This window comes from Mesorhizobium sp. P2_A12 (assembly GCF_056405075.1).
Window position 1 is genome coordinate 302,675 of record NZ_JBFUCU010000012.1, and the last position, 24,052, is coordinate 326,726.

18 protein-coding genes are annotated in these 24,052 nt (G+C 63.4%); 9 read left to right on the forward strand and 9 right to left on the reverse strand.

All coding sequences use genetic code 11. The features are described 5' to 3' along the window. Positions 1 to 36 precede the first annotated feature (36 nt). Complete coding sequence (locus AC1DZU_RS24010) at positions 37 to 396, reverse strand: diacylglycerol kinase (protein WP_095085124.1); 360 nt, start codon at positions 394 to 396, stop codon at positions 37 to 39. A gap of 81 nt (positions 397 to 477) precedes the next feature. After that, a complete protein-coding gene (locus tag AC1DZU_RS24015; protein ID WP_477288954.1) occupies positions 478 to 894 on the reverse strand; it encodes a GFA family protein in 417 nt (138 codons plus the stop codon). Between the two features lie 411 nt (positions 895 to 1,305). Here AC1DZU_RS24015 and AC1DZU_RS24020 point away from each other — a divergent pair, with 411 nt between their 5' ends. Then, the gene (locus AC1DZU_RS24020; protein WP_477288956.1) at positions 1,306 to 2,376 is read left to right on the forward strand and encodes a GGDEF domain-containing protein; all 1,071 of its coding nucleotides are present in this window, start codon (positions 1,306 to 1,308) and stop codon (positions 2,374 to 2,376) included. A gap of 118 nt (positions 2,377 to 2,494) precedes the next feature. Here the strand turns inward: AC1DZU_RS24020 and AC1DZU_RS24025 are convergent, their stop codons facing one another. From AC1DZU_RS24025 to AC1DZU_RS24035, 3 genes are all read right to left on the reverse strand, one after another. Then, a complete protein-coding gene (locus tag AC1DZU_RS24025; protein ID WP_477288958.1) occupies positions 2,495 to 3,868 on the reverse strand; it encodes a class II 3-deoxy-7-phosphoheptulonate synthase in 1,374 nt (457 codons plus the stop codon). 215 nt (positions 3,869 to 4,083) lie between these two features. Continuing rightward, entirely contained in the window at positions 4,084 to 7,575 is a 3,492-nt protein-coding gene (mfd, locus tag AC1DZU_RS24030) for a transcription-repair coupling factor (RefSeq protein WP_477288960.1), read from the reverse strand. Between the two features lie 71 nt (positions 7,576 to 7,646). Continuing rightward, on the reverse strand, positions 7,647 to 7,934 hold the full coding sequence (locus AC1DZU_RS24035; RefSeq protein WP_477288962.1) for a succinate dehydrogenase assembly factor 2: 288 nt from the start codon (positions 7,932 to 7,934) through the stop codon (positions 7,647 to 7,649). Between the two features lie 92 nt (positions 7,935 to 8,026). Here AC1DZU_RS24035 and recG point away from each other — a divergent pair, with 92 nt between their 5' ends. Then, complete coding sequence (gene recG / locus AC1DZU_RS24040) at positions 8,027 to 10,135, forward strand: ATP-dependent DNA helicase RecG (RefSeq protein ID WP_477288964.1); 2,109 nt, start codon at positions 8,027 to 8,029, stop codon at positions 10,133 to 10,135. Here recG and AC1DZU_RS24045 read toward each other — a convergent pair. Both AC1DZU_RS24045 and glmS read right to left on the reverse strand, forming a co-directional pair. Then, on the reverse strand, positions 10,087 to 10,839 hold the full coding sequence (locus tag AC1DZU_RS24045; protein ID WP_477288966.1) for a DUF502 domain-containing protein: 753 nt from the start codon (positions 10,837 to 10,839) through the stop codon (positions 10,087 to 10,089). The two genes, recG and AC1DZU_RS24045, sit on opposite strands and share 49 nt — an antisense overlap. A gap of 179 nt (positions 10,840 to 11,018) precedes the next feature. After that, positions 11,019 to 12,842 carry a glutamine--fructose-6-phosphate transaminase (isomerizing) gene (gene glmS, locus AC1DZU_RS24050; RefSeq protein WP_477288968.1) on the reverse strand — a complete coding sequence of 608 codons (1,824 nt, stop codon included), beginning with the start codon at positions 12,840 to 12,842 and terminating at the stop codon, positions 11,019 to 11,021. Positions 12,843 to 13,051: 209 nt separating this feature from the next. Here glmS and AC1DZU_RS24055 point away from each other — a divergent pair, with 209 nt between their 5' ends. Then, on the forward strand, positions 13,052 to 13,420 hold the full coding sequence (locus AC1DZU_RS24055) for an ADP-ribosylation/crystallin J1 (RefSeq protein WP_477288970.1): 369 nt from the start codon (positions 13,052 to 13,054) through the stop codon (positions 13,418 to 13,420). A gap of 3 nt (positions 13,421 to 13,423) precedes the next feature. Here AC1DZU_RS24055 and glmU read toward each other — a convergent pair whose 3' ends face one another. Next, positions 13,424 to 14,800 carry a bifunctional UDP-N-acetylglucosamine diphosphorylase/glucosamine-1-phosphate N-acetyltransferase GlmU gene (glmU, locus tag AC1DZU_RS24060; RefSeq protein ID WP_477288972.1) on the reverse strand — a complete coding sequence of 459 codons (1,377 nt, stop codon included), beginning with the start codon at positions 14,798 to 14,800 and terminating at the stop codon, positions 13,424 to 13,426. Positions 14,801 to 14,952: 152 nt separating this feature from the next. Next, positions 14,953 to 15,699, reverse strand: a complete 747-nt coding sequence (locus AC1DZU_RS24065; RefSeq protein WP_477288974.1) for a cytochrome c biogenesis CcdA family protein — start codon at positions 15,697 to 15,699, stop codon at positions 14,953 to 14,955. A gap of 180 nt (positions 15,700 to 15,879) precedes the next feature. On the opposite strand from AC1DZU_RS24065, the gene AC1DZU_RS24070 reads away from it, so the two are divergent. The 6 genes from AC1DZU_RS24070 (at position 15,880) to AC1DZU_RS24095 (ending at position 24,029) form a co-directional block, all read left to right on the forward strand. Beyond that, positions 15,880 to 16,257, forward strand: a complete 378-nt coding sequence (locus AC1DZU_RS24070) for a COG4315 family predicted lipoprotein (protein WP_477288976.1) — start codon at positions 15,880 to 15,882, stop codon at positions 16,255 to 16,257. A 364-nt stretch (positions 16,258 to 16,621) separates the two neighbouring features. Continuing rightward, positions 16,622 to 19,243 (forward strand): type I DNA topoisomerase, encoded by a 2,622-nt coding sequence (gene topA, locus AC1DZU_RS24075; RefSeq protein ID WP_477288978.1) that lies wholly within the window; start codon positions 16,622 to 16,624, stop codon positions 19,241 to 19,243. A 3-nt stretch (positions 19,244 to 19,246) separates the two neighbouring features. Beyond that, positions 19,247 to 21,553: a ribonuclease R gene (rnr, locus tag AC1DZU_RS24080; RefSeq protein WP_477288980.1), complete on the forward strand. Its 2,307-nt coding sequence runs from the start codon at positions 19,247 to 19,249 to the stop codon at positions 21,551 to 21,553. Between the two features lie 11 nt (positions 21,554 to 21,564). Continuing rightward, positions 21,565 to 21,999, forward strand: coding sequence for a DUF983 domain-containing protein (locus tag AC1DZU_RS24085; protein ID WP_477289241.1), 435 nt, complete (start codon positions 21,565 to 21,567; stop codon positions 21,997 to 21,999). Between the two features lie 86 nt (positions 22,000 to 22,085). Continuing rightward, positions 22,086 to 22,826, forward strand: a complete 741-nt coding sequence (locus tag AC1DZU_RS24090) for an NUDIX hydrolase (protein WP_477288982.1) — start codon at positions 22,086 to 22,088, stop codon at positions 22,824 to 22,826. A 24-nt stretch (positions 22,827 to 22,850) separates the two neighbouring features. Further along, positions 22,851 to 24,029, forward strand: coding sequence for an MFS transporter (locus AC1DZU_RS24095; RefSeq protein WP_184873913.1), 1,179 nt, complete (start codon positions 22,851 to 22,853; stop codon positions 24,027 to 24,029). Positions 24,030 to 24,052 lie beyond the last annotated feature (23 nt).

Genomic DNA, 24,052 nt, shown 5'->3' on the forward strand with positions numbered 1-24,052 from the left:
TCAGGTGGTGGTTACCGTCATGTAGGAGCCGGGATGCTAGATCGGTAGCCCGGTGATGCGTTCGATGATGGCGATGCCCCAGACGCCGGCGACGATGATCACCGAAATCAGAACCGCCAGCGAACCGCAGTCCTTAGCTAGCTGGATATCGACATTGAATTCGCGGCTGAAGGCGTCACAGGCGGCCTCGATGCCGGTGTTCAGCACTTCGACCATGATCAGCAGCAACACCGCGCCGATCAGCAAGGCATAGCCGCGCCACGAGATCGAGACGAACCAGCCGAGCGGCAAAGCGAGCGCGAGCAACATCAGCTCCTGCTGGAAAGCCTTCTCGCTGACGGCCAGCTTGCGAAACGCCCGCACTGAATTGAAAAAAGCGTCGATCAGCCGCTGCATGCCAAACCCCTTTGCGAATCACCGGCACGGGATAATGCAATGGCTGGCCAGATCAATGGAATAAGGCGATTTGTCCAAGATTCATTCAGCGACCGGTATGGACGGCGTCGACTTTTCAAACTGCGGCAGACCGTCGTCGATCGAATAATAGTCGCCCTTGTCGCCGACGAAGATATGGCATTCGCCCTCAAGGCCCGTCGGCGCGTCGAACGATCCCGCCATGACCGAAACGTAGCCCTGGTCCTGCGGCTTCCAGAACAGCAGAGACCCGCATGCCTTGCAAAAACCGCGCCTGGCGAAGGAAGACGCTTCGTACCAGGTGATGCTTTCGCCACCTTCGATGACGATGTCGGCGTCTGCAACATTGGTCGCGGCGTAGAAGTGTCCGCTCTGCTTCCTGCATTGCGAGCAGTGGCAATAGACGACGCCGCGCAGCGCTCCGCGGGTTCTGAAGCGAACCGCTCCGCACAGACACGATCCGCGGTGACTGTCACTCATTTCGCCCTCCTTGAAGAACCTGTGCCTGGCATCAGCTTCGTCGTCAGGATTCCAGTTTTGCGGCAGCCATACGCAAGAAAATGCGACATTTGCTGGTGTGGCGAGCCGAAATCCAGTCTCACCTTTCTGCAGCGCGCAATGCATTCAAAGCCACCAAACCTGGCGTTCATCCCGGTTTGCCGGTGCGCAAATTGCTGCCTCTACAGCGCAAGAGAGAGAAAAGCCGTGGAACCTCAGCGAATTAAGGAAACTTTAGCGCTCCCGCATTTATGGTCATGGCGAGCGAATGTCGCAGGTGGGGACGCGTCTGTTCGCAAGTTGTTCTGGACTATCGGGTAGTCTTCCCCGGTTGGCGACAAATGGAACCCCCAAAGTTCTGCGGCGGGATCCAAGGGGAAGAGTGATCAGAACATGCAGGCGGCAGCTGTCCCGACCGAACGAAGCACCGATATCGCGGCCACTGTCGTCGCCACAATGCGCCAGTTGGGCGTACTCGGCCTTCCCCGCAACTACGAGATTTTCTACGAGGCACTGAGCGGCACCAATCGCGAACTCAGCCTCGCCGTCGTTTCGCTGAGCAACCGGCCGACACAGGATGAGCTGGACCAGATCGGCCGTGCCTTTTTTGCCCACAACCATGGCCCCGGCATCGTCGAGCATGCCAGGGAAGTCATTGCCAGGGAGCTCGAGGAGGTCGCTTCGCTGTTGAGGAGCGAACGCAGCCACATCGAGAAATACGGCAGGATCCTCGACGAGACATCGAGTGGACTAAGCAACCGCAGCCTTCTGTCCCAGGATCTTTTGCAGAAGATCGCCAACGCCATGGCGATTGCCACCAATTCGACGATCGATCACGGCCGGCAGGTGGCCTCGACGCTCAGCGACAAGACGGCCGAACTCGAGAGCGTCAAGTCGAAGCTCGAGGAATACAAGCGGCTGGCCGACACCGATCCGTTGACGCACATCTGGAATCGCCGCGCCTTCGACAAGGAAATCACCAGGATCTACAACAGCAACAGGGGTATCCTGTTCAACGCCCTGATCCTTGCCGACATCGATCGCTTCAAGGACATCAACGATCGCTACGGCCATCCGGTCGGCGACAAGATCATCCAGATCATCGCCGACATCTTCCAGACCAGCATTCGCGGTGACATGTTCGTCGCTCGCACCGGAGGCGAGGAGTTCGCTCTGATCATCGAGGGCGCCAGCGAGGACGCAACCTACGAGATCGCGGAGCGCATCCGCGCCCTGATCGAGCAGACGCCGTTCACCAGTAGCCAGACTGGCACGAACTACGGCACCGTCACCGTCTCGATGGGCATTTGCATGGCATCCGAAGCCGAGGGGCCGGAGGATCTCTACACCAAGGCCGACCGCGCGCTGTATCGCTCCAAGGTCAGCGGCCGCAACCGCGTCACCAGGCACTCGACGATGGCCGGCCGCGCCGGCAAGAGCTGGCTGCTCTACAAGAAGGACTGAGCGCCCCCTCCGCCTCGGCCCGAACTCGCCGGCCTGCGCTGGGAACGCGGACGCTGAAAAAGAAAAGCGCCGGATTTCTCCAGCGCTTTTTCCGTCAACGTTCAGGCCGAAATCAAGCTCAGCCGTTAACGGCCTGCTTGTGCTGCACCGGGTGGCTCTTCTTCAACAGATCCGAGACCAGGAAGGCCAGTTCGATCGCCTGGTCGGCGTTGAGGCGTGGATCGCAGTGCGTGTGGTAGCGATCCTGCAATTCCTCGGCGGTGATGGCGCGGGCGCCACCGGTGCATTCGGTGACGTTCTTGCCGGTCATTTCGACATGGATGCCGCCCGGATGCGTGCCTTCGGCGCGATGCACCTCGAAGAAGGTTTGCACCTCCTTCAGGATGCGGTCGAACGGCCGCGTCTTGTAGCCGGCAGCCTCGATCGTGTTGCCATGCATCGGGTCCGACGACCACACCACGCTGCGGCCTTCCTTCTGCACCGCGCGAACCAGCTTCGGCAGATGGTCGGCGACCTTGTCGGAGCCGAAGCGCGCGATCAGCGTCAGCCGGCCTGGCTCGTTTTCGGGGTTGAGCAGGTCGATCAACTCCAGCAACCCATCCGGCGTCAGCGACGGACCGCATTTCAGGCCAAGCGGGTTCTTGATGCCGCGGCAATACTCGACATGCGCATGGTCGGGCTGGCGCGTGCGATCACCGATCCAGATCATGTGGCCTGACGTGGCGTACCAGTCGCCGGATGTCGAATCGACGCGGGTCAGCGCCTCCTCATAGCCGAGCAGCAGCGCCTCATGGCTGGTGTAGAAATCGGTCTCGCGCAGCGCATAGTTGGTTTCCGAGGTGATGCCGACGGCCTTCATGAAGTCCATCGTCTCGGTGATGCGGTTGGCGAGCTCACCGTACTTCTCGCCTTGCGGGCTGTCGGACACGAAGCCGAGCATCCAGCTATGCACGTTCTCCAGGCTGGCATAGCCACCCTGCGCGAAGGCGCGCAGAAGGTTGAGCGTCGCCGCCGACTGGCGATATGCCATCTCCTGGCGGGCAGGATCTGGAATGCGCGACTTGGCGTCGAACTCGATGCCGTTGATGATGTCGCCGCGATAGCTCGGCAGCGTCACATCGCCCTTGGTCTCGTTGTCGGACGAGCGCGGCTTGGCGAACTGGCCGGCAACCCGGCCGACCTTGACCACCGGCTGCGCGCCGGCGAAGGTCAGCACCACCGACATCTGCAGGAAGACGCGGAAGAAGTCGCGGATGTTGTCCGCGCCATGTTCGGCAAAACTCTCGGCGCAATCGCCGCCCTGGAGAAGGAATGCATCGCCGGCAGCGACAGCCGCCAACTGCTTCTTCAGCTTGCGCGCCTCGCCTGCAAAAACCAGCGGCGGAAAGGTGGCGAGCTGGGCTTCCGTGTTCTTCAGCGCGGCAAGGTCCGGATAGGCTGGAACCTGCTTGATCGGCATCGTTCTCCACGAACTCGGCGACCATTTCGTCATCGCTGCACCCAAAGCTCTTTCCGAGCAATTCCAGGAAAAGCGTGAAACGGTTTCCGTCCGGAATTGCATCAAACAACAAAGCGAGCGCCGTCGCCCGCCGATCCACCCCATGTGGGGATCGCGGCTCCATACACGAAGCCGATTTCCTATTCTAGACCGGATTTGGCCGCCTGGCGAATGGCGGCGCCCGGCCAGCCGGTGTCCCTGTCCCCGCCCTAAGCCGCCACCAGCCGCGCCAACTGCGTCATGACGACCGCCGAACCCGCCAGCCGCTTCTCGGCCGTCGGCCAGTCGCGCACGAACACGACGCTGTGGTCGGGCCGGATCTTGGCCAGCGACCCCTGCTCGCCAATGAACTGAACCAGGCCAACCGGGTTGGAGAATTCGCGTTTGCGGAAATGGATGACGACACCCTTCGGCCCGGCGTCGAGCTTTTCGACATTGGCCTTGCGGCAGAGCGCCTTGATGAAGACGATCTTCAAGAGATGCTTCACCTCTTCCGGCAGCGGGCCGAACCGGTCGATCAGCTCGGCGCCGAAGGCATCGATCTCCTCGGTGTTTTCGAGGTCGCCGAGGCGGCGGTAGAGCGCCAGCCTGAGCTGCAGGTCCGGCACATAGCCTTCCGGGATCATCACCGCCGTACCGACGGCGATCTGCGGCGACCAGCCGCCATCCTGGACCTCGCCGGAATCCTTCACCTCGGCGACTGCCTCCTCCAGCATCTGCTGGTAGAGTTCGAAGCCGACCTCCTTGATGTGGCCGGATTGCTCTTCGCCGAGAAGATTGCCGGCGCCTCTGATATCGAGGTCGTGGCTGGCCAGCTGGAAGCCGGCGCCCAGCGTGTCGAGCGACTGCAGCACCTTCAGCCGGCGCTCGGCCGTGTCGGTCAGCTTGCGGTTGGCCGGCAGCGTGAACAGCGCATAGGCGCGCACCTTCGAGCGGCCGACGCGGCCGCGCAGCTGATAGAGCTGCGACAGGCCGAACATGTCGGCGCGATGGATGATCAGCGTGTTGGCGGTCGGGATGTCGAGACCGGATTCGACGATGGTCGTCGACAACAGCACATCGTACTGGCCGTCGTAGAAGGCATTCATGATGTCGTCGAGCTCGCCCGGCGGCATCTGCCCGTGCGCCACCGCCACTTTCAGCTCCGGCACGGATTCTCTCAGGAAATCATGGATTTCCGCCAGGTCGCTAATGCGAGGAACGACATAGAAGGAGTGGCCGCCGCGATAGCGCTCGCGAAGCAGCGTCTCGCGGATGACCAGCGGATCGAAGGGCGAGATGAAGGTGCGCACCGCCATGCGGTCGACCGGCGGCGTGGCGATCAGCGACAGCTCGCGTACACCGGTCAGCGCCAGTTGCAGCGTGCGCGGAATCGGTGTCGCCGACAGCGTCAGCACATGCACATCGGTCTTCAGGTCCTTCAGCCGCTCCTTGTGCTTGACGCCAAAGTGCTGCTCCTCGTCGATGATCAAAAGGCCAAGATTCTTGAACGAGATCGCGGACCCGAGCAGCGCGTGGGTACCGATGACGATGTCGACCTGGCCCTCGGCGATGCCTTTCTTGGTCTCGGCCAGCTCCTTGGCGCCGACCAGCCGCGACGCCTGGGCGACGCGGATCGGCAGGCCGGAAAAGCGCTGCGAAAAGGTCTTGAAATGCTGGCGCGACAACAGCGTCGTCGGCACCACGACGGCGACCTGGAATCCTTCCATGGCCGCGATGAAGGCGGCGCGCAACGCCACTTCGGTCTTGCCGAAGCCGACGTCGCCGCAGATCAGCCGGTCCATCGGCTTGCCGGCGGCAAGGTCGTCCCGAACCGAGTCGATCGCTGTCTGCTGGTCGTCGGTCTCCTCATAGGGGAAGCGGGCCGAGAACTCGCCATAGAGACCGTCCGCCGGCACCAGCGCGGGCGCGGCGCGCATCTGCCGTTCGGCGGCGATGCGGATCAGTTGCCCGGCCATGTCGAGCAGGCGTTTCTTCAGCCGCGCCTTGCGCGACTGCCAGGCGCCGCCGCCGAGCTTGTCCAGTGTCGCCTCGGCCGAATCCGAACCGTAGCGTGACAGGAGCTCGATGTTTTCGACCGGCAGGAACAGCCGGTCGTCGCCGGCATAGTGGATTTCCAGGCAGTCATGCGGCGCGCCGACCGCTTCGATGGTGCGCAGGCCGATGAAGCGGCCGATGCCATGGTCGGCATGGACGACGATGTCGCCGGCCGACAGCGCCGAGGCTTCGGCGATGAAGTCCGAGGCGCGCTTCTTGCGCTTCGAGCGCCGGATCAGCCGGTCGCCGAGAATGTCCTGTTCGGCGACGACGACCAGTCTTTCGGTCTCGAAACCGGATTCCAGCGGCAGCACGGCCAATGCCGCCTGCCCCGGCTCGAGTTGCTCCGCTTCCGCCAGCGTGGCGACCTGCTTGAGATTGCCGAGATGGTGCTCGCTGAGGATCTGGCCAAGCCGGTCAAGCGAGCCTTCTGTCCAGCCGGCAATGACGATACGGCGGCGCGCAGCACGCTCGTCGGCGATATGCCTGACGACGATATCGAAGACATTGATGCTGGGGTCGGCGCGTTCCCCAGCAAAACTGCGGCCGTGGCGCGAGCCGGCATGGAACACTTTCTTGGCGCCGGCATCGGGCGCGTCGAAGGGCGTAAAATCGATCGCTTCGCGCGGCCCGAGCGAAGCAATCAGGTTTTCCGGCGAGAGGTAGAGCAGGTCCGGCGGCACCGGCTTGTAGGGCACCGCATCCTTGAGCGCGCCGTCGGCCTGCTTCTTGCGCGCCTCGTAGTGGTCGAGGATCAGCGTGTGACGCTCGGCCAGCGCCTCATGCGCCAGATGATCGAACACAACAGGCGTGTCCGGCAGATAGTCGAACACGGTCTCCAGCCGTTCGTAGAAGAACGGCAGCCAGTGCTCCATGCCGGCGAAGCGTCGTCCTTCGCTGACCGCAGCATAGAGCCCGTCGTCGCGCTGGGGCGCGCCGAAGGCTTCGATATAGGAGCGGCGGAAACGGCTGATGGTTTCCGGCGTCAGCGCCACTTCGCTCATCGCCTGCAACGCCATCGACTTGCGCTGGCCGGTGGTGCGCTGCGTGGCGGCATCAAACACACGGATCGACTCCAGCGTGTCGCCGAAGAAATCGAGCCTGAGCGCTTCTGTCCAGCCGGGCGCGAACAGGTCGAGAATGCCGCCGCGCACGGCGAATTCACCGATGCCGCGCACGGTCGGCACGCGTTCGAACCCGGATGTCTCCAGCCGCGACACCAGCGCATTCATGTCGATCTGGTTGCCGGGCCTGGCGTGGAAGGTTTGCGCCTCGACCAGGTCGGCCGGCGGGATGCGCTGCAGCAACGCATTGGCGGTGGTCAGTATGACGGCGCGGTGCGGCTTCTTCGCCAGCGCGATCATGGCGGTCAACGCATCGAGCCGCTTGGCGGCGGCGTCCGAGCCGGGCGAGACCCGGTCATAGGGCAGGCAATCCCAGGCCGGCAGTTCCAGCACAGGAAGGCCGGGCGCCGCGAAGGACAGCGCCTCGATGATCGCCGGCAGGCGCTGGCCGTCGCGCGCCACGAACAGAACCGGCTTGTCCGGCGCGATCTCCAGTGCCGCCTGCACCAACGCAAAGGCTTCATAGCCGTCGGCGACGCCATCGACGATGAACTGGCCGGCGCGGCCTTTCGGCAGGCCGATGGTGGGAATGAGGGTCATGAAATCACGGTCTTGTTTGTCGCAACTCCGGGCGGAAAACCGCTTCACACTTTTCCTGGAATTGCTTGTGTTCAGAATGTCATGGAATGGCGGAAAGCCAGGATCTTCTGCAGGACGGCACAGTCTATGTCCCGGGGAACCGGGCGTTCGCCGGTGACCATGGGCAGGAATTCGGTGTCGGGAGTGTCGAGGAGCCTCTCATATTGGTCGATTTCCTCGCCGGTCAAGGCGCCGATCTCGGCGTCGGCGAAGGTGCCGAGGATCAGGTCCATCTCGCGCATGCCGCGATGCCAGGAGCGAAACAGAAGCTTGCGGCGGCGGGCGTCCAGCCCCACGCTTGATCTCGTCGTCCCGGTCATTGTGCCGCATCCTCACTTGCTGCGGCGCATATAGCGTGGATAGAAGAGGCTGTCAGCCTTGCGCTGCGGCCCTCGCGACATAAGCTGACATCATGCGTCCTTCCACCCTCGATCCGTTGTTCGTCCCGATCACCTCGCTTGCCGGTGTCGGACCGAAGGTTGGCGCGCTGATCGAGAAAATCGTCACGGCCGATCTCGGCGATCGCGCCGCGCGCGCCGGCGACCTTCTGTTTGTGTTGCCGCACACCGTCATCGACCGTCGCAACCGCCCGGGCGTCGCGCTCGCCGCCGAAGGCGCGATCGTCACGCTTGAGGTGCGCATCGACCGCCACCAGCCGCCGCCGCGCGGCAACAGGTCGGTGCCCTACCGGGTCTACGCCCATGACGATACCGGCGAGATCGCCCTGACCTTCTTTCATGCCCATGCCTCCTATCTCGAAAAGGCGATGCCCGAGGGCGAGCATGTCGTGGTCTCGGGTCGCATGGAATGGTTCAACGGCCGCCCGACCATGGTCCACCCCGACCACATCGCCCTGGCCAGCGAAGCGGAAAACCTGCCGCTGGTCGAGCCGGTCTATCCGCTCACCGCCGGGCTCTCGGGCAAGGTGCTGCGCCGAGCGATCGGCCAGGCGCTGGCGCGCTTGCCCACTTTCGCCGAATGGCAGGACGGCGCCTTCATGCGCCGGCACACCTTTCCCACCTTTGGCGATGCGCTCGCCCGCATCCACAATCCGGCCGACCCGATCGACGTCTCCATCGATGGTGCCGCGTGGCGGCGCCTCGCATACGACGAGTTGCTGGCAGGCCAGGTTTCGCTGGCGCTGGTGAGGGCAAAAATCCGCCGCCTGTCCGGCCGTCCTCTGGTCGGCGACGGCAGCATCGTCGAGAAACTGCGCGCTGCCCTCCCCTACTCGCTGACCGCGAGCCAGGAATTCGCGCTCGCCGAAATCAATGCCGACCTCGCCGATCCCGAACGCATGCTGCGGCTCCTGCAGGGCGATGTCGGCTCCGGCAAGACGGTCGTTGCGCTGCTGGCCATGGCGCGTGCGGTCGAGGCCGGCGGCCAGGCAGCACTGATGGCGCCGACCGAAATCCTGGCGCGCCAGCATCTGGCCACGATCGCGCCGCTTGCCGCCAAGGTCGGGCTCCGTATCGCAATCCTCACCGGCCGCGAGAAAGGCCGCGAGCGCACCGACACACTGGCCGGCCTGGCGAGCGGCGAGATCGACATCGTCGTCGGCACCCACGCGCTGTTCCAGGAGACGGTCACCTTCCACGATCTGGTCTTCGCCGTCATCGACGAGCAGCATCGCTTCGGCGTCCACCAGCGGCTTGCCATCACCGCCAAGGGCGACGCGCCCGACATGCTGGTGATGACGGCCACGCCCATCCCGCGCACGCTGGTGCTGACCGCCTTCGGCGACATGGACGTGTCGAAGCTGACGGAGAAGCCGGCCGGCCGCCAGCCGATCCGCACCGTCACGCTGCCGCTCGAGCGGCTCGACGAGCTGGTCGGCCGCATGGTCGACGCCGTCGCCGGCGGCCAGAAGATCTACTGGATCTGTCCGCTGGTCGAGGAATCCGAAGAGATCAAGCTGATGTCGGCCGAGGACCGTTTTGCGTCCCTGAAACCGCTCTTCGGCGATCGCATCGGCCTCGTCCACGGCCGCATGAAGGGTGCCGACAAGGACGAAGCGATGCGCGCCTTCAAGCAGGGCGAGACACGCATCCTGATCGCTACCACGGTCATCGAGGTCGGCGTCGACGTGCCGGACGCCACCGTCATGGTCATCGAACATGCCGAGCGCTTTGGCCTTGCCCAGCTGCACCAGTTGCGCGGTCGCGTCGGGCGCGGTGACATCAAGTCATCCTGCGTGCTGCTCTACAAGGACCCGCTCGGCGAGACCGCAAAACGCCGGCTGTCGGTGATGCGCGAGACCGAGGACGGGTTCCTGATCGCTGAAGAAGATCTGAAGCTGCGCGGCGAAGGCGAATTGTTGGGCACCCGCCAGTCCGGCACGCCTGGTTTCCAGGTGGCGCGCATCGAGGCGCATGCCGATCTATTGGAGGCCGCCCGCGACGACGCCAGGCTGGTCCTGTCACGTGACCCGGAGCTGCAATCCGAGCGTGGCGAGGCGTTGCGCCTGTTGCTTTACTTGTTCGGCCGCGACGAAGCCGTCCGGCTCCTGCGCGCCGGCTGAGCCAAGGCGGCAACCGATGGGTTGGCAAGCACATCGATCGGCTCGCCGTTCACGACGACCATCGGCTTGATTTCGGGCGCCACCAGCCCGGCGGAGACGATCAGCTTGGCGCCGTCCTCGATCGTCATGTCAAGCAGCACGATGTCGGACTTCGGCACATACATCAGGAACCCGGTGGTCGGGTTCGGCGTGCAAGGCATGAACACGGCGATCAGCGGATCGCCTTCCTGGTCGAGTTTCTGGTTGATCTCGGTTTCCTTCTCGCTGGCGACGAACACCAGCGACCAGACGCCCTTGCGCGGATATTCGACCAACCCGACCTGGCGGAACATGTCGCCCTTGTTCGACAGCACGGTCTCGAAAATCTGCTTCAGCGAGCCATAGATGCCGCGCACCAGCGGCATGCGGCCAAGCAGGCGCTCGCCGAAATTGACGATGGCGCGGCCGACAATGTTGGCCGTCAGGAAACCGATCAGCGTGATCAGGATCAGCGCGACGATCAGTCCAAACCCCGGGACCGGAAACGGCAGGTAGCTGTCGGGGCTATAGCGTGCCGGAATATAGGGCTTTACCCAGGAATCGACCCAGCCGATGAACGACCAGGCGATATAGGCGGTGATCGCCAGCGGCGCGCAGACGACGAAGCCCGTGAGGAAATAGTTCCTCAGCCGGGTCATGCCAGAGGTCTTGGGCGCATCGGACATGGGTCACCGGGGACACGGGTTGCAGCGCAACATTAGAGCATGATCCTGAAAAGTGGGAACCGGTTTTCGGAAAAAGATCATGCAAAAAAGAAAAAGAGCAGCAGTGATGCAAATACCATCACAGCTGTTTCTGTGAACCGGAAGGCGCTTTGGACTGCGAAGTTTTTGGAAGGGGGCGCCTACTCCACCGTCACCGATTTCGCCAAATTGCGCGGCTGGTCGACATCGGTGCCCATGAACACGGCGGTGAAATAGGCGAGCATCTGGATCGGCAGCGCGTAGATGATCGGCGAGATGATTTCCGGCACGTCCGGCAGCACGATCGTCTCCATTGTCTTGACGCTGGTAAGTGCCGCACCCTTGCTGTCGGTGATCAGGATGATCTTGCCGCCGCGCGCCGCCACTTCCTGCATGTTGGACACGGTCTTTTCGAAAATGCGGTCGTGCGGCGCGATGACGATGACGGGCATGTTCTCGTCGATCAGCGCGATCGGCCCATGCTTCAGCTCGCCCGCCGCATAGCCCTCGGCGTGGATATAGGAGATTTCCTTGAGTTTTAGCGCGCCTTCCATGGCCAGCGGGAAATTGGTGTCGCGGCCGAGATAAAGCACGTTCTTGTAGTGAGCGAGGTCGCGCGCGATCTTTTCGATCTGGTGGTCGAGCTTCAGCACCTGGTTGGCGTAACGCGGCGCCTCCGACAACTCGCGCACGAAGGTCTTTTCCTGCTCACGCGAGATCGTGCCGCGGGCCACGCCGGCGCGCACAGCAAGCGATGCCAGCACCGAAAGCTGGCACGTGAAGGCCTTGGTCGAGGCAACGCCGATCTCCGGGCCGGCGAGCGTCGGCAGCACGACGTCGGATTCGCGCGCCATGGTCGATTCACGGACATTGACGACGGCGCCGATCTTCATCCCCGCCTTGCGGCAATAGCGCAGCGAGGCCAGCGTGTCGGCCGTCTCGCCCGATTGCGAGATGAAGAAGGCGGCATCATTCGCAGACAGCGGCATTTCGCGGTAGCGGAATTCCGAGGCGACATCGATGTCGACCGGCAGCCGCGCGTAGCGTTCGAACCAGTACTTGCCGATAAGGCCGGCGAGATACGCGGTACCGCAGGCCGAAATCGCCAGCCGGTCGATCTTGGCAAAATCGAACGGCAGGTCGAGCGGCTTGGACACGCCACCAACGAAGTCGAGATAATTCGCCAGCGTGTGCGAGATCACTTCGGGCTGTTCATGGATTTCCTTCTCCATGAAATGGCGCCGGTTGCCCTTGTCGACCATGAAGCTGGTCGAGAGCGACTGCTGCCGCTTGCGGTCGACCTTGTTGCCGTCGATGTCGAAGATCGCGACGCCTGCACGACGCACCACCGCCCAGTCGCCATCTTCGAGATAGGTGATCGAATTGGTGAACGGGGCGAGCGCGATGGCGTCGGAGCCGAGGAACATCTCGCCATCGCCATGGCCGACAGCCAAGGGCGGGCCATTGCGGGCGCCGACGATCAGGTCCTCGTCGCCTTTGAACATGATCGCAAGCGCGAAGGCGCCTTCCAGCCGCTTCAACGCCTGGTGCGCGGCCTCGACCGGCTTCAGCCCCCTGGCCAGTTCGCGCGCCACCAGATGCGCGACGACCTCGGTGTCGGTCTGCGAAGAAAAGTTGTAGCCGTCACGCTTCAGTTCGTCGCGCAATTCAGCAAAGTTCTCGATGATGCCGTTGTGGACGATGGCGACGCCGTCGGAAAAATGCGGATGCGCATTGGTCTCGTTCGGCACGCCATGCGTTGCCCAGCGCGTGTGGCCGATGCCGATCGTGCCATCGAGCGGATCGTCCTTGAGCCGGCGCTCGAGGTTGATCAGCTTGCCTTCGGCGCGGCGGCGGGCAAGCTCACCATGTTCGATGGTGGCGACACCGGCCGAGTCGTAGCCGCGATATTCGAGCCGTTTCAGCGCGTCGACGATGAGCGGCGCAACCTGCGAATGGCCGACGATTCCAACGATACCGCACATGCAGACAGCCTCCAATTCCCCATGGAAAACCAGCACTATTTAGGGATGGCCGGCCTGCCGCGAAAGTCACATTGCATTTCGCCCCGTGTAACGGAACGCTTCTGCACGCATGCACCATGACAGACCGCTCTTGCAATCCGGTTACTGCAATCATTCGGTTTTTCAGCCATTCGGTTTCCGTTCGGGAAATGTTTGGCTAAGCTCCGACCATGAACGAAACCATATCAACCATTACACTCTGGCGCCCGGTCGGGCCCACAGAACTGAAACTCATCGAGGCTTCGGACATGAGGGCATTTCCGCCGCGCCTGCCCGAACAGCCGATCTTCTATCCGGTCCTGTCGGAAGCCTATGCCGTGCAGATCGCGCGCGACTGGAACGTGCCGGCAAGCGGAGCAGGCTTCGTGACGCGGTTTGACGTGCTGAAAAGCTTTCTCGACCGCTACCGGGTCGAGCAGGCCGGCAGCAAGGCGCATCTCGAATACTGGATACCAGCCGAAGACCTCGATGATTTCAACAAGGCCATCGTCGGCAAGATCGAGGTGACTGCCGCCTTCGACAAGGACATGACCGGCTAATCGCTAGTGGTCGGCGCCGGCAGCCTTTTTCTTCGCGGCCGCAACCGAAGCAAAGCGCTCGCGCAATTCCTTGCCCTTGCCGGGGATGGTCTTCTGGCGGGCGCGACCGAAGGCCAGCGCATCGTCCGGCACGCTTTCGGTGATGACGCTGCCTGAGGCGATATAGCCGCGCTTACCGATAGTGACAGGCGCCACCAGCGAGGAGTTCGATCCGATAAAGGCACCCTCGCCGATGTCGGTGAAGAATTTCGAATAGCCGTCGTAATTGCAGGTGATGGCGCCGGCACCGATGTTGGCGCCCGCGCCGACGCGGGCATCGCCGATATAGGTCAGGTGATTGACCTTGGCTCCGTCCTCGATGGTCGCCTGCTTGACCTCGCAGAAATTGCCGACCTTGGCCTTGTTCCTGAGATCGGCCCCCGGTCGCAGCCGAGCGAATGGCCCAACTTCGCAATTCGAGGCGATGGTAGCACCCTCGAAATGGCTGAAGGCATGGATCTTGGCGCCGGTGGCGATCTTCACACCCAGACCGAACCAGACATTTGGCTCGACGATCGTGTCGGCGCCGATTTCGGTATCATGCGAGAAATACACGGTCTCGGGCGCGATCAGCGTCACGCCCGACAGCATCGCCTCATGGCGGCGGCGTTGCTGCCAGATGCCTTCGGCCTGCGCCAGTTCGACGCGGTTGTTGATGCCGAGCGCGCTTTCGAAGCTGGCCTCGGTGGCCACGACATCGAGGCCTTTCGCGGTGGCAATCTCGACGATGTCGGTGAGATAGTACTCGCCCTTGGCGTTCTTGTTGCCGACCGCATCGAGCAGCGTCAGCGCCTGGCTGCCGGCCACCGCCATCATGCCGGCATTACAAAAGCCGATCTTCCTTTCCTCCGCGCTGCAGTCCTTCTCCTCGCGGACGGCAATCAGCTTGCCGCCTTTTTCGATCAGCCTGCCATAGCCGGTCGGATTGGGCGGGCGGAAACCGATGACCACGACGGCGGCACCTTCCGCCAGTTTCAGCCGCGCCACGGTGAGCGCGTCGGCTTCGATCAACGGTGTGTCGCCGAACATCACCAGGATATCGCTGTAACCCTTTGATATCGCTTCACGCGCGGCAAGCACCGCATGCGCGGTGCCAAGGCGCTTTTCCTGCACGAAGGTCTCGGCCTTCGGCGCGAATTTCGCCGCTGCCTTGCGCATCTCGTCGGCACCATGACCGATCACCAGCGCCTGGCTGCCGGCACCCGCGGCCTCGGCCGCCTTCACCACATGGGCGACCATCGGCAGCCCGGCAATCTGGTGCAGCACCTTCGGCAGCGCGCTCTTCATGCGCGTGCCTTCGCCGGCGGCGAGGATGACGGACAGGCAGGATCTCTGGCTCATGGGTGAACAACCATATGAAAAGGGTTGGGAATCAAGACAGGATAGCAGTGGCGCCTTGCTGCACCAATGCGGTTAAATTCCGGTGAGATGGTAGAGCAGCTGACTCTTAATCAGCGGGTCCGCGACGCGCTTTCGCATCTGAGGCAAGGAGATCAGCCCAGCCGTCCGAGCACCGGGAAATTCTCGAGCAGCCAGTAGGACACGGTCTGCACGCCGCCGGTGAGGAAAAACACCCCGGCGACGACCAGCAGGGCGCCAATGGCTTTCTCGACGCGGCCGAGATGGACGCGGAATTTGCCGAGGAAGCGCATGAAAGCGCCGGAAAACAGCGCCGCGATCAGGAACGGGATTCCGAGGCCGAGCGAATAGGCGGCAAGCAGCAGCGCGCCCTCGCCCACCGTCTCGCGGCCACCGGCCAACGTCAGGATCGGCCCCAGCACCGGGCCAATGCACGGCGTCCAGCCGAAGGCGAAGGCCAGACCCATGACATAGGCGGCGACCGCACTTGCCGGCTTGCCCTGCGACTGGAAGCGCGCCTCGCGCGACAACAGCGGAATGCGCAAGATGCCGAGGAAATTCAGACCCATCAGGATGATCAGCACGCCGGCGGCCATCGCCAGCGGCTCCTGCCAGACCCGCAGCCAGTGGCCGATGGTCGAGGCGCCGGCGCCGAGCGCGACGAACACGGTCGAGAAGCCGAGCACGAAGGCGATCGAGGCATAGAGCAGCGCGCCGCGGGCGCCCTCCCGAGCCGTCACGCCCGCATTGCCGCGAAAATCGTCGACCGACACGCCGGCCATATAGCAGAGATACGGCGGCACCAGCGGCAGCACGCAGGGTGACAGGAACGAGATCGCTCCCGCCCCGACCGCGCTGACATAGCCGATGTCCAATGCCATTCCAAAGCTCCGACCGTTCCGGCGCCGATATAGGCTCGACGTTGCTTCTCCACCAATCACCATTTTGTGGCAAGTCGTTGCCGCATGTGCAGGTCGGGGACGAAACGACGGCTCGCCGGCGTTTATACAGCGAGGCCGCGATTTCCCGCGCGTCTCCAGATATCAGCCAGGGAGATTTCCATGAAAACCATAACCGCAGGGCTGGCCGCGCTTTTGCTCAGCACCGCCGCATCTTTCGCCGCCGAGGCGTGGAAGGAAGCAGAGGTCAATGGCACCAAGATCTATACCGACGCCAAGGGCATGACGCTTTATACCTATGACAAGGATGAGAAGGGCAAGACCAATTGCTACGACAAATGCGCCACCAACTGGCCGCCGCTGAAGGCCGAGGCCGGCGCCAAGGCGGATGACGAATGGAGCGTCGTCGACCGCACCGACGGCACCAAGATGTGGGCCTATGACGGCAAGCCGGTCTATACCTTCGTCAAGGACAAGAAGGCGGGCGACATATCCGGCGATGGCGTCGCCGGCGTCTGGCACATCGTCAAGGCCGACTGAGTTCTCAATCCGGGTCCTGCCGCTGGCGGGACTTCGGCTGGCTGCCGGGTATCCCTCCAAACCCGGCGGCTGGCACCAAACAAGCTCTCATAGCATCTACCCCTGCGATACCCGGCCGGCTTTCCTCGACTCGGCGGAAAATGAATCGGGTCGTTTCCGCTGCCTCGCGTCTGCCATCTCCTTTTCCCGGAATACTGTGATTTTCTCCATACACTCTAAGAGTGTATTGCTGCGGACGGCCCTGCAATTTGGGCGCTTCCTCTTGACCGGATGCAAAAGCGCGGCCATGTGAGCGGCAAATAGAACGAGATTTCGTCGCGCGCAGCGGAATTCTTCTGCCGCATCACAGCTGATATGAGACCTCATGGACGTCGTCGTCGTCGAATCGCCGGCCAAGGCAAAGACAATCAACAAATACCTCGGCAAGAACTACAAGGTTCTGGCCTCGTTCGGCCACGTCCGCGATTTGCCGGCCAAGGATGGCTCGGTGCGCCCGGACGAGGATTTCGCCATGTCCTGGGCGGTCGACACCGCCTCGGGCAAGCGCCTCGCCGACATCGCCAAGGCGGTCAAGGATGCCGACGGCCTGATCCTCGCCACCGACCCGGATCGCGAGGGCGAGGCCATTTCCTGGCACGTGCTGGAAGTGCTGAAGCAGAAGCGCGCGCTGAAGGACAAGCCGGTCAGCCGGGTCGTCTTCAACGCCATCACCAAATCGTCGGTGCTGGAGGCGATGGCCAATCCGCGCCAGATCGATGCGCCGCTGGTCGATGCCTATCTCGCTCGCCGCGCGCTCGACTATCTCGTCGGCTTCACGCTGTCGCCGGTTCTGTGGCGCAAATTGCCGGGCGCCCGTTCCGCCGGCCGCGTCCAGTCTGTCGCGTTGCGTTTGGTCTGCGACCGCGAATCCGAGATCGAGCGCTTCATCCGCGAGGAATACTGGCAGATCGCTGCCCTCCTCGGCACGCCGCGCAACGAGAATTTCGACGCGCGGCTGACCGCCTTTGATCGCAAGAAGCTGCAAAAGCTCGACATTTCCAACAAGGCGCAGGCCGACGACATCAAGTCGATGCTCGAAGGCGCGACCTTCAAGGCGGTGTCGGTCGAAGCCAAGCCGACCAAGCGCAATCCCGGCCCGCCCTTCACCACCTCGACGCTGCAGCAGGCCGCCTCATCGGGCCTCGGCTTCTCGGCCAGCCGCACCATGCAGGTGGCGCAGCGCCTCTATGAAGGCATGGAAATCGGCGGCGAGACGACCGGCCTGATCACCTATATGCGAACCGACGGCGTGCAGATGGCGCCGGAGGCGATCTCGGCCGCCCGTGACGCCATCGCCAAGGAATTCGGGCCCAAATACCTTCCGGAAAAGCCGCGCCTTTATACCACCAAGGCCAAGAACGCCCAGGAAGCGCACGAAGCGATCCGCCCGACGGATTTCATGCGCACCCCGGCTTCAGTCAGGCAATATCTCGATTCCGACCAGATGCGGCTTTATGAGTTGATCTGGAAGCGCGCCATCGCCAGCCAGATGCAGCCGGCCGAGATCGAACGCACCACGGCCGAGATCGAGGCGGTCAACGGCGCCCGCACCGCCGAGCTTCGCGCCATCGGTTCGGTCGTTCGCTTCGACGGCTTCATCGCTGCCTACACCGACCAGAAGGACGACGATTCGGAAGACGAGGAAAATCGCCGCCTGCCGGAAATCCGCGCCGGCGAGCAGCTTGCCCGCCAAACGATCAACGCCACCCAGCACACCACCGAGCCGCCGCCGCGTTACTCTGAAGCGTCGCTGATCAAGAAGCTGGAAGAGCTCGGCATTGGCCGGCCGTCGACCTACACGGCGATCCTGAAGACGCTCGAGGACCGCGACTACGTCACCATCGACAAACGCCGGCTGGTGCCGCAGGCCAAGGGCCGTTTGCTGTCGGCCTTTCTCGAAAGCTTCTTCGAACGCTATGTCGAATACGACTTCACCGCCTCGCTTGAGGAGAAGCTCGACGAGATCTCCGACGGCAAGCTCGCCTGGAAGGACGTGCTGCGCGATTTCTGGAAGGATTTTTCAGGCGCCGTCGCCGACATCAAGGAATTGCGCGTCACCGACGTGCTCGACGCGCTCAACGAAGAACTGGCCCCGCTGGTATTTCCGACGCGCGAAGACGGTTCGAACCCCCGCATCTGCCCGAAATGCGGCACCGGCAATCTGTCACTGAAGCTTGGCAAATTCGGCGCCTTTGTCGGCTGCTCGAACTACCCCGAATGCTCCTTCACCCGCCAGCTCGGCGATGCCGCCAACCCCAATGGCGAGAACGGCAATGGCGAGGACGGCACAAAGGTCATCGGCAAGGACCCCTATACGTCAGAGGAAATCACGCTGCGCAGCGGCCGCTTCGGCCCCTATCTGCAGCGCGGCGACGGCAAGGAGGCCAAGCGATCCAGCCTGCCCAAGGGCTGGACGGCTGAAACCATCGACCACGAGAAGGCGCTCGCCCTGCTGTCGCTGCCGCGCGATGTCGGCCAGCACCCGGAATCCGGCAAGATGATCTCGGCCGGGCTCGGCCGCTATGGTCCGTTCGTGCTGCATGACGGCACCTACGCCAATCTCGACAGCATCGAGGACGTGTTCTCGATCGGCCTCAACCGCGCCGTGTCGGTGATCGCCGAGAAGCAGTTGAAGGGCAAGGGCGGTCGCAATGGGGGCACAGCCGCCGCCCTGAAGGAGCTTGGCGACCATCCCGATGGCGGCGGCAAGATCGTCGTGCGTGACGGCAAATACGGGCCTTATGTGAATTTCGGCAAGGTCAATGCCACCCTGCCCAAGGGCAAGGATCCCCAATCGGTGACGGTTGAGGACGCGCTGGCGCTGATTGCCGAGAAGGAAGCCAAGGGCGGCGGCGGTAAGAAGCCGTTCCGCAAGGCAGCAGCGGCCAAGGCGCCGGCAACCGGAAAAACGGCGGCCAAGAAGCCGGCCGCGAAGAAAAAAGGGTAGGACGTGGCGCGCAGGATCACCGGTAGAAGCCACGGCGATCCGCGCACCGCCGACACGAGGGCCAAGGTCAAGGACGACTATCGGCCGTCGCGTGACGAAATCCTGCGCTACATCGCCGAAAATCCCGATCGCGCCGGCAAACGCGACATCGCCAAGGCGTTCGCGCTGCGCGGCGACGACCGCATCTGGCTGAAGGACGTTTTGCGCGACCTGCAGGACGAAGGCGTCCTGACCAAGGAGCGCAAGAAACTCGCCCGCGTCGGCGCCCTGCCCCATGTCGCAGTGCTCGACATTTTTGGCCGTGACGGCGATGGCATCTTGCTGGCGCATCCGGCGGAAGCCGTTGGCACCGGAGAACCGCCGGTCGTCTCGATCCGGGTGTCGCGCAGCGGCAATGGACCGGCACCAGGCATCGGCGACCGCGTGCTGGCCAAGACCTTTCCGACCAACGAAGCGACAGGCCCCGCCTATACCGGGCGGGTGATGAAGATCTTCGAGAAGCGCAGCGATGCGGTTCTCGGTGTCTTTCGTATCCTGCAGGACGGCACTTTCCGCATCGAACCGGTGGAGCGGCGCCAGCCCGAACTGATCGTGGACAAGGAATTCCAGAACGGCGCCAGGAATGGCGACCTGGTCGAGGTCGAGCCCGCGCGCGCCTCCCGCTATGGGCTGCCGAGAGCCAAGGTGCTCAACGTGCTGGGCTCGCTGACCAGCGAAAAGGCGGTCTCGATGATCGCCATCCACGCGCATGACATTCCGCATATTTTTCCAGCCGACGTCATCGCCGAGTCCGAAGCGGTCAAGCCGGCGACGATGGATCACCGCGAGGACTGGCGCGACCTGCCGCTGGTCACTATCGATCCGGCCGACGCCAAGGACCATGACGACGCCGTCTTCGCCACATCAGATCTCGACGAGAAGAACCCTGGCGGCGTGGTCGCCACGGTCGCGATCGCCGATGTCGCTGCCTATATCCGCTATGGCACCGCACTCGACCGCGAAGCGCTGAAACGCGGCAATTCGGTTTACTTCCCCGACCGCGTCGTGCCGATGCTGCCCGAGCGCATTTCCAACGATCTCTGCTCGCTGCGCGAAGGCCAGGACCGGCCGGCGCTGGCCGTGCGCATGGTTTTTTCGGCCGACGGCCGCAAGCTCAGGCACTCCTTCCATCGCGTGATGATGAAGTCGGCGGCGAAACTTGCCTACCAACAGGCCCAGGCCGCGATCGACGGCGTGCCGGACGACAAGACCGGTCCGATCCTCGACACTGTGTTGAAGCCGCTGTGGGACGCCTATGCGATCCTGAAGCGTGGCCGCGACGGCCGCCAGCCGCTCGAGCTCGACCTGCCCGAGCGCAAGATCCTGCTCAAGCCTGATGGCACAGTCGATCGCGTCATCGTGCCGGAGCGGCTCGATGCTCACAAGCTGATCGAAGAATTCATGATCCAGGCCAATGTCGCCGCGGCCGAGACGCTTGAGGCGAGGAAGCAGGCGCTGGTCTACCGCGTTCATGACGCGCCTTCGCTGGCCAAGCAGGAATCGCTGCGCGAATTCCTGCAGACGCTTGGGCTGTCGCTGGCGCGTGGCGCGCAGATGCGGCCAAGCCAGTTCAACGGCATTCTGGAGGGCGTGCGCGGCGCCGACAATGAAGGCCTGGTCAACGAGGTGGTGCTGCGCTCGCAGAGCCAGGCCGAATATTCGCCCAAAAACATCGGCCATTTCGGCCTCAACCTCCGGCGCTACGCGCATTTCACCTCGCCGATCCGCCGCTACGCCGACCTGATCGTACATCGCGGACTTATTGCCGCACTCGGCCTCGGTCCGGGCGGGCTGACGCAGGACGAGGAGGCGCGGCTCGAAGACATTGGCGTGCTGATCTCAGCCACGGAACGGCGCGCGATGGCGGCTGAGCGCGACACAGTCGACCGGTTGATCGCCGCCTATCTCTCCGAGCGCGTCGACGACCGGTTCGACGCCCGCATCTCCGGCGTCACCAAATCGGGACTATTTGTCCAATTGCCGCAGTATGGCGCGGATGGTTTCATCCCGGTGTCAACTTTGAATGGCGATTACTATATATACGACGAAGCGGCCCGCTCCCTGTTCGGAGAACGTTCGGGCAAAGGCTACCAGCTCGCGGATCGCGTTGAGGTCCGGCTCGTCGAGGTGGCACCAATGGCCGGCGCGATGCGCTTCGAGATGTTGACCGACCCGAAGCCTTTGCCAGGTTCCAAGCGGTCGTTTCACAAGGCCAAGGGCCGCGCCCGCGCGTCGCAATCGCGACCGGGTTCGCGCGGCAGGAGAAGATGATGGCAACAGCCATGGAAAAACAGGTTTTCGGCGGCGAACATCACTCGGGTCGGGCCGCCCGCCCGCTATGGACGGCGATGAAACGCGGCATGCTCGGCCGCTGCCCACATTGCGGCGAAGGCAAGCTGTTTTGCGCCTTCACCAAGACCGTCGACAAATGCAGCGTCTGCGGCGAGGAATTGCACCACCACCGCGCCGACGACCTTCCAGCCTATCTCGTCATCGTCATCGTCGGCCACATCGTGCTTGGCGCCTTCATGGCTGTCGAGGCGACATCGACACTGTCCACCTGGCAACACATCGCCATCTGGGTACCGCTGACCATCATACTGGCGGTGGGGCTGCTACAGCCGGTCAAGGGCGCCGTCATCGGACTGCAATGGGCCTTCTATATGCACGGATTCGGCGGCGAGCATGACGTGATCGACCCCCATACTGGGGTCTAGGTCAAAGTTGGTTACGCCCGCTGGTGCAACATACCGACCGTGAAAGGCCACTTTCGCTTGCCAGAAGTTTCCGCTAGGTCCTGCGCATGGACGGTATGACCAAGGCGGAAGTCGACAGGATCGAGCGGAGCATGATCGCTCACAGCGACCAGCCAATTCGTCCGCGCGACGCGGCGACCCTGATCCTGCTCGACCGCGAGGGCGACGAGGTGCTGGTCCTGATGGGCCGTCGTCATGCCGGCCACGCCTTCATGCCAGGCAAATTCGTCTTTCCCGGCGGCCGCACCGATCCGGCCGACAGCCGCATCGCGGTCGCCGCCGCATTGCATCCGGAGCAGGAAGCAAAGTTGATCGCCGGGCCGGGCCGCACAAGTGTTGCGCGGGCCCGCGCCATTGCCCTGTCGGCGATTCGCGAGACCTATGAGGAAGCCGGGCTGCTCATCGGCCGCAAAGGTGCTTTCGCCACCGCCAGACCCGATTGGCAGGGCTTTGCCGAACACGGCGTGCAACCCTCTCTCGACATGCTGCGCTTCGTCGCGCGCGCCATCACGCCGCCCAACCGGGTGCGCCGCTTCGATACACGTTTCTTCAGCGCCTGGCGCGACGATGTCGCCGTCGAACTGCCGGGTGGCGGCCCGACCAATGAACTCGAAGAGCTGGTCTGGCTGCCGCTGGCCAAGGCCAGGGAAGCCGACATCCCCGACATTACCCGAACGATCCTGAACGAGCTGGAAAAGCGCCTCGCTCATGATCCGCAGTTGCGTCCCGGCGGTCCCGTGCCCTTCTACCGGCTTGTCCGCAACCGCTTCACCCGCGAAATTCTGTAGAACATCGAGTATTCAGACATCCCCATGACGGTCGATACCCAACCACAGGGCGACGAACGCGTACACTGGCTGCCGATGGTGGCGGCGATCTCGTCGATCAGCGTCGTCGGCATTGCCATCGGCCTCGGCATGCCGCTGCTCAGCGTCATTCTCGAAACGCGCGGCCATTCGGCGTCGATGATCGGCCTCAACACGGCCGTCGCCGGCCTGGCCTCGATCGCCGGTGCCCCACTGGCCACGCCACTCGCCATGCGCTTCGGCGTGGCCTGGACGATGATTGCCATGATTGCCACCGGCGCCCTGGCCTTCGTCGGCTTCCACTTCGCGCCGGATTTCTGGATGTGGTTTCCACTGCGCATCGTGCTGCACATCGCGCTGACGGTGCTGTTCATCCTATCGGAGTTCTGGATCAGCACCTCGGCGCCGCCGCATCGGCGTGGCCTTGTCCTCGGCATCTACGCCACTGTCCTGTCGCTCGGCTTTGCCGCGGGGCCGTGGCTGTTCGCCCATCTCGGCAGTTCGGGCTTCAGGCCATTCGGCGTCATCATCGCATTGGTGACGCTGGCCGCCATTCCGGTGCTGGCGGCGCGCAACGAGAGCCCGACCATCGCCTCCGATGGCGAAACCAGCAATTTCCTGCGCTACATCTGGCTGGTGCCGTCGGCAACCGCCGCCGTGCTGGTGTTCGGCGCGGTCGAAACCGGCGGCTTTGCGCTGTTCCCGGTCTATGGCAACCGCATCGGCTACTCCGAAGCCGACGCGGCCCTCCTACTGACCATGATCGGCCTCGGCAATGTGCTGCTGCAGATCCCGATCGGCATGATCAGCGACCGCGTCAGCGACCGCCGCTATCTGCTGATTGCCTGCGCCACCGTCGGCCTTGCCGGCACGGTCTTCATGCCCTTCTTTGCGCAGAACTGGCATCTGATGGCGGCTCTTCTGTTCGTCTGGGGCGGCGTCGTCGCAGCCATGTACACGATCGGCCTTGCCCATCTCGGCTCGCAGCTTTCCGGCCACGAACTGGCGTCAGCCAACGCCGCATTCGTGCTCTGCTACGGCGTGGGCATGGTGCTCGGGCCGCAAGCGATCGGCATCGGCATGGATGCGTTCGGTCCGTCGGGCTTTGGCTGGTCGCTCGGCCTGTTCTTCGCTGCCTACATCGGCCTGGTCAGCGTCAGGCTGATCCGCAAGATCCTCCTGTAGCGCGACGCTGCTTCCAGCCTGCA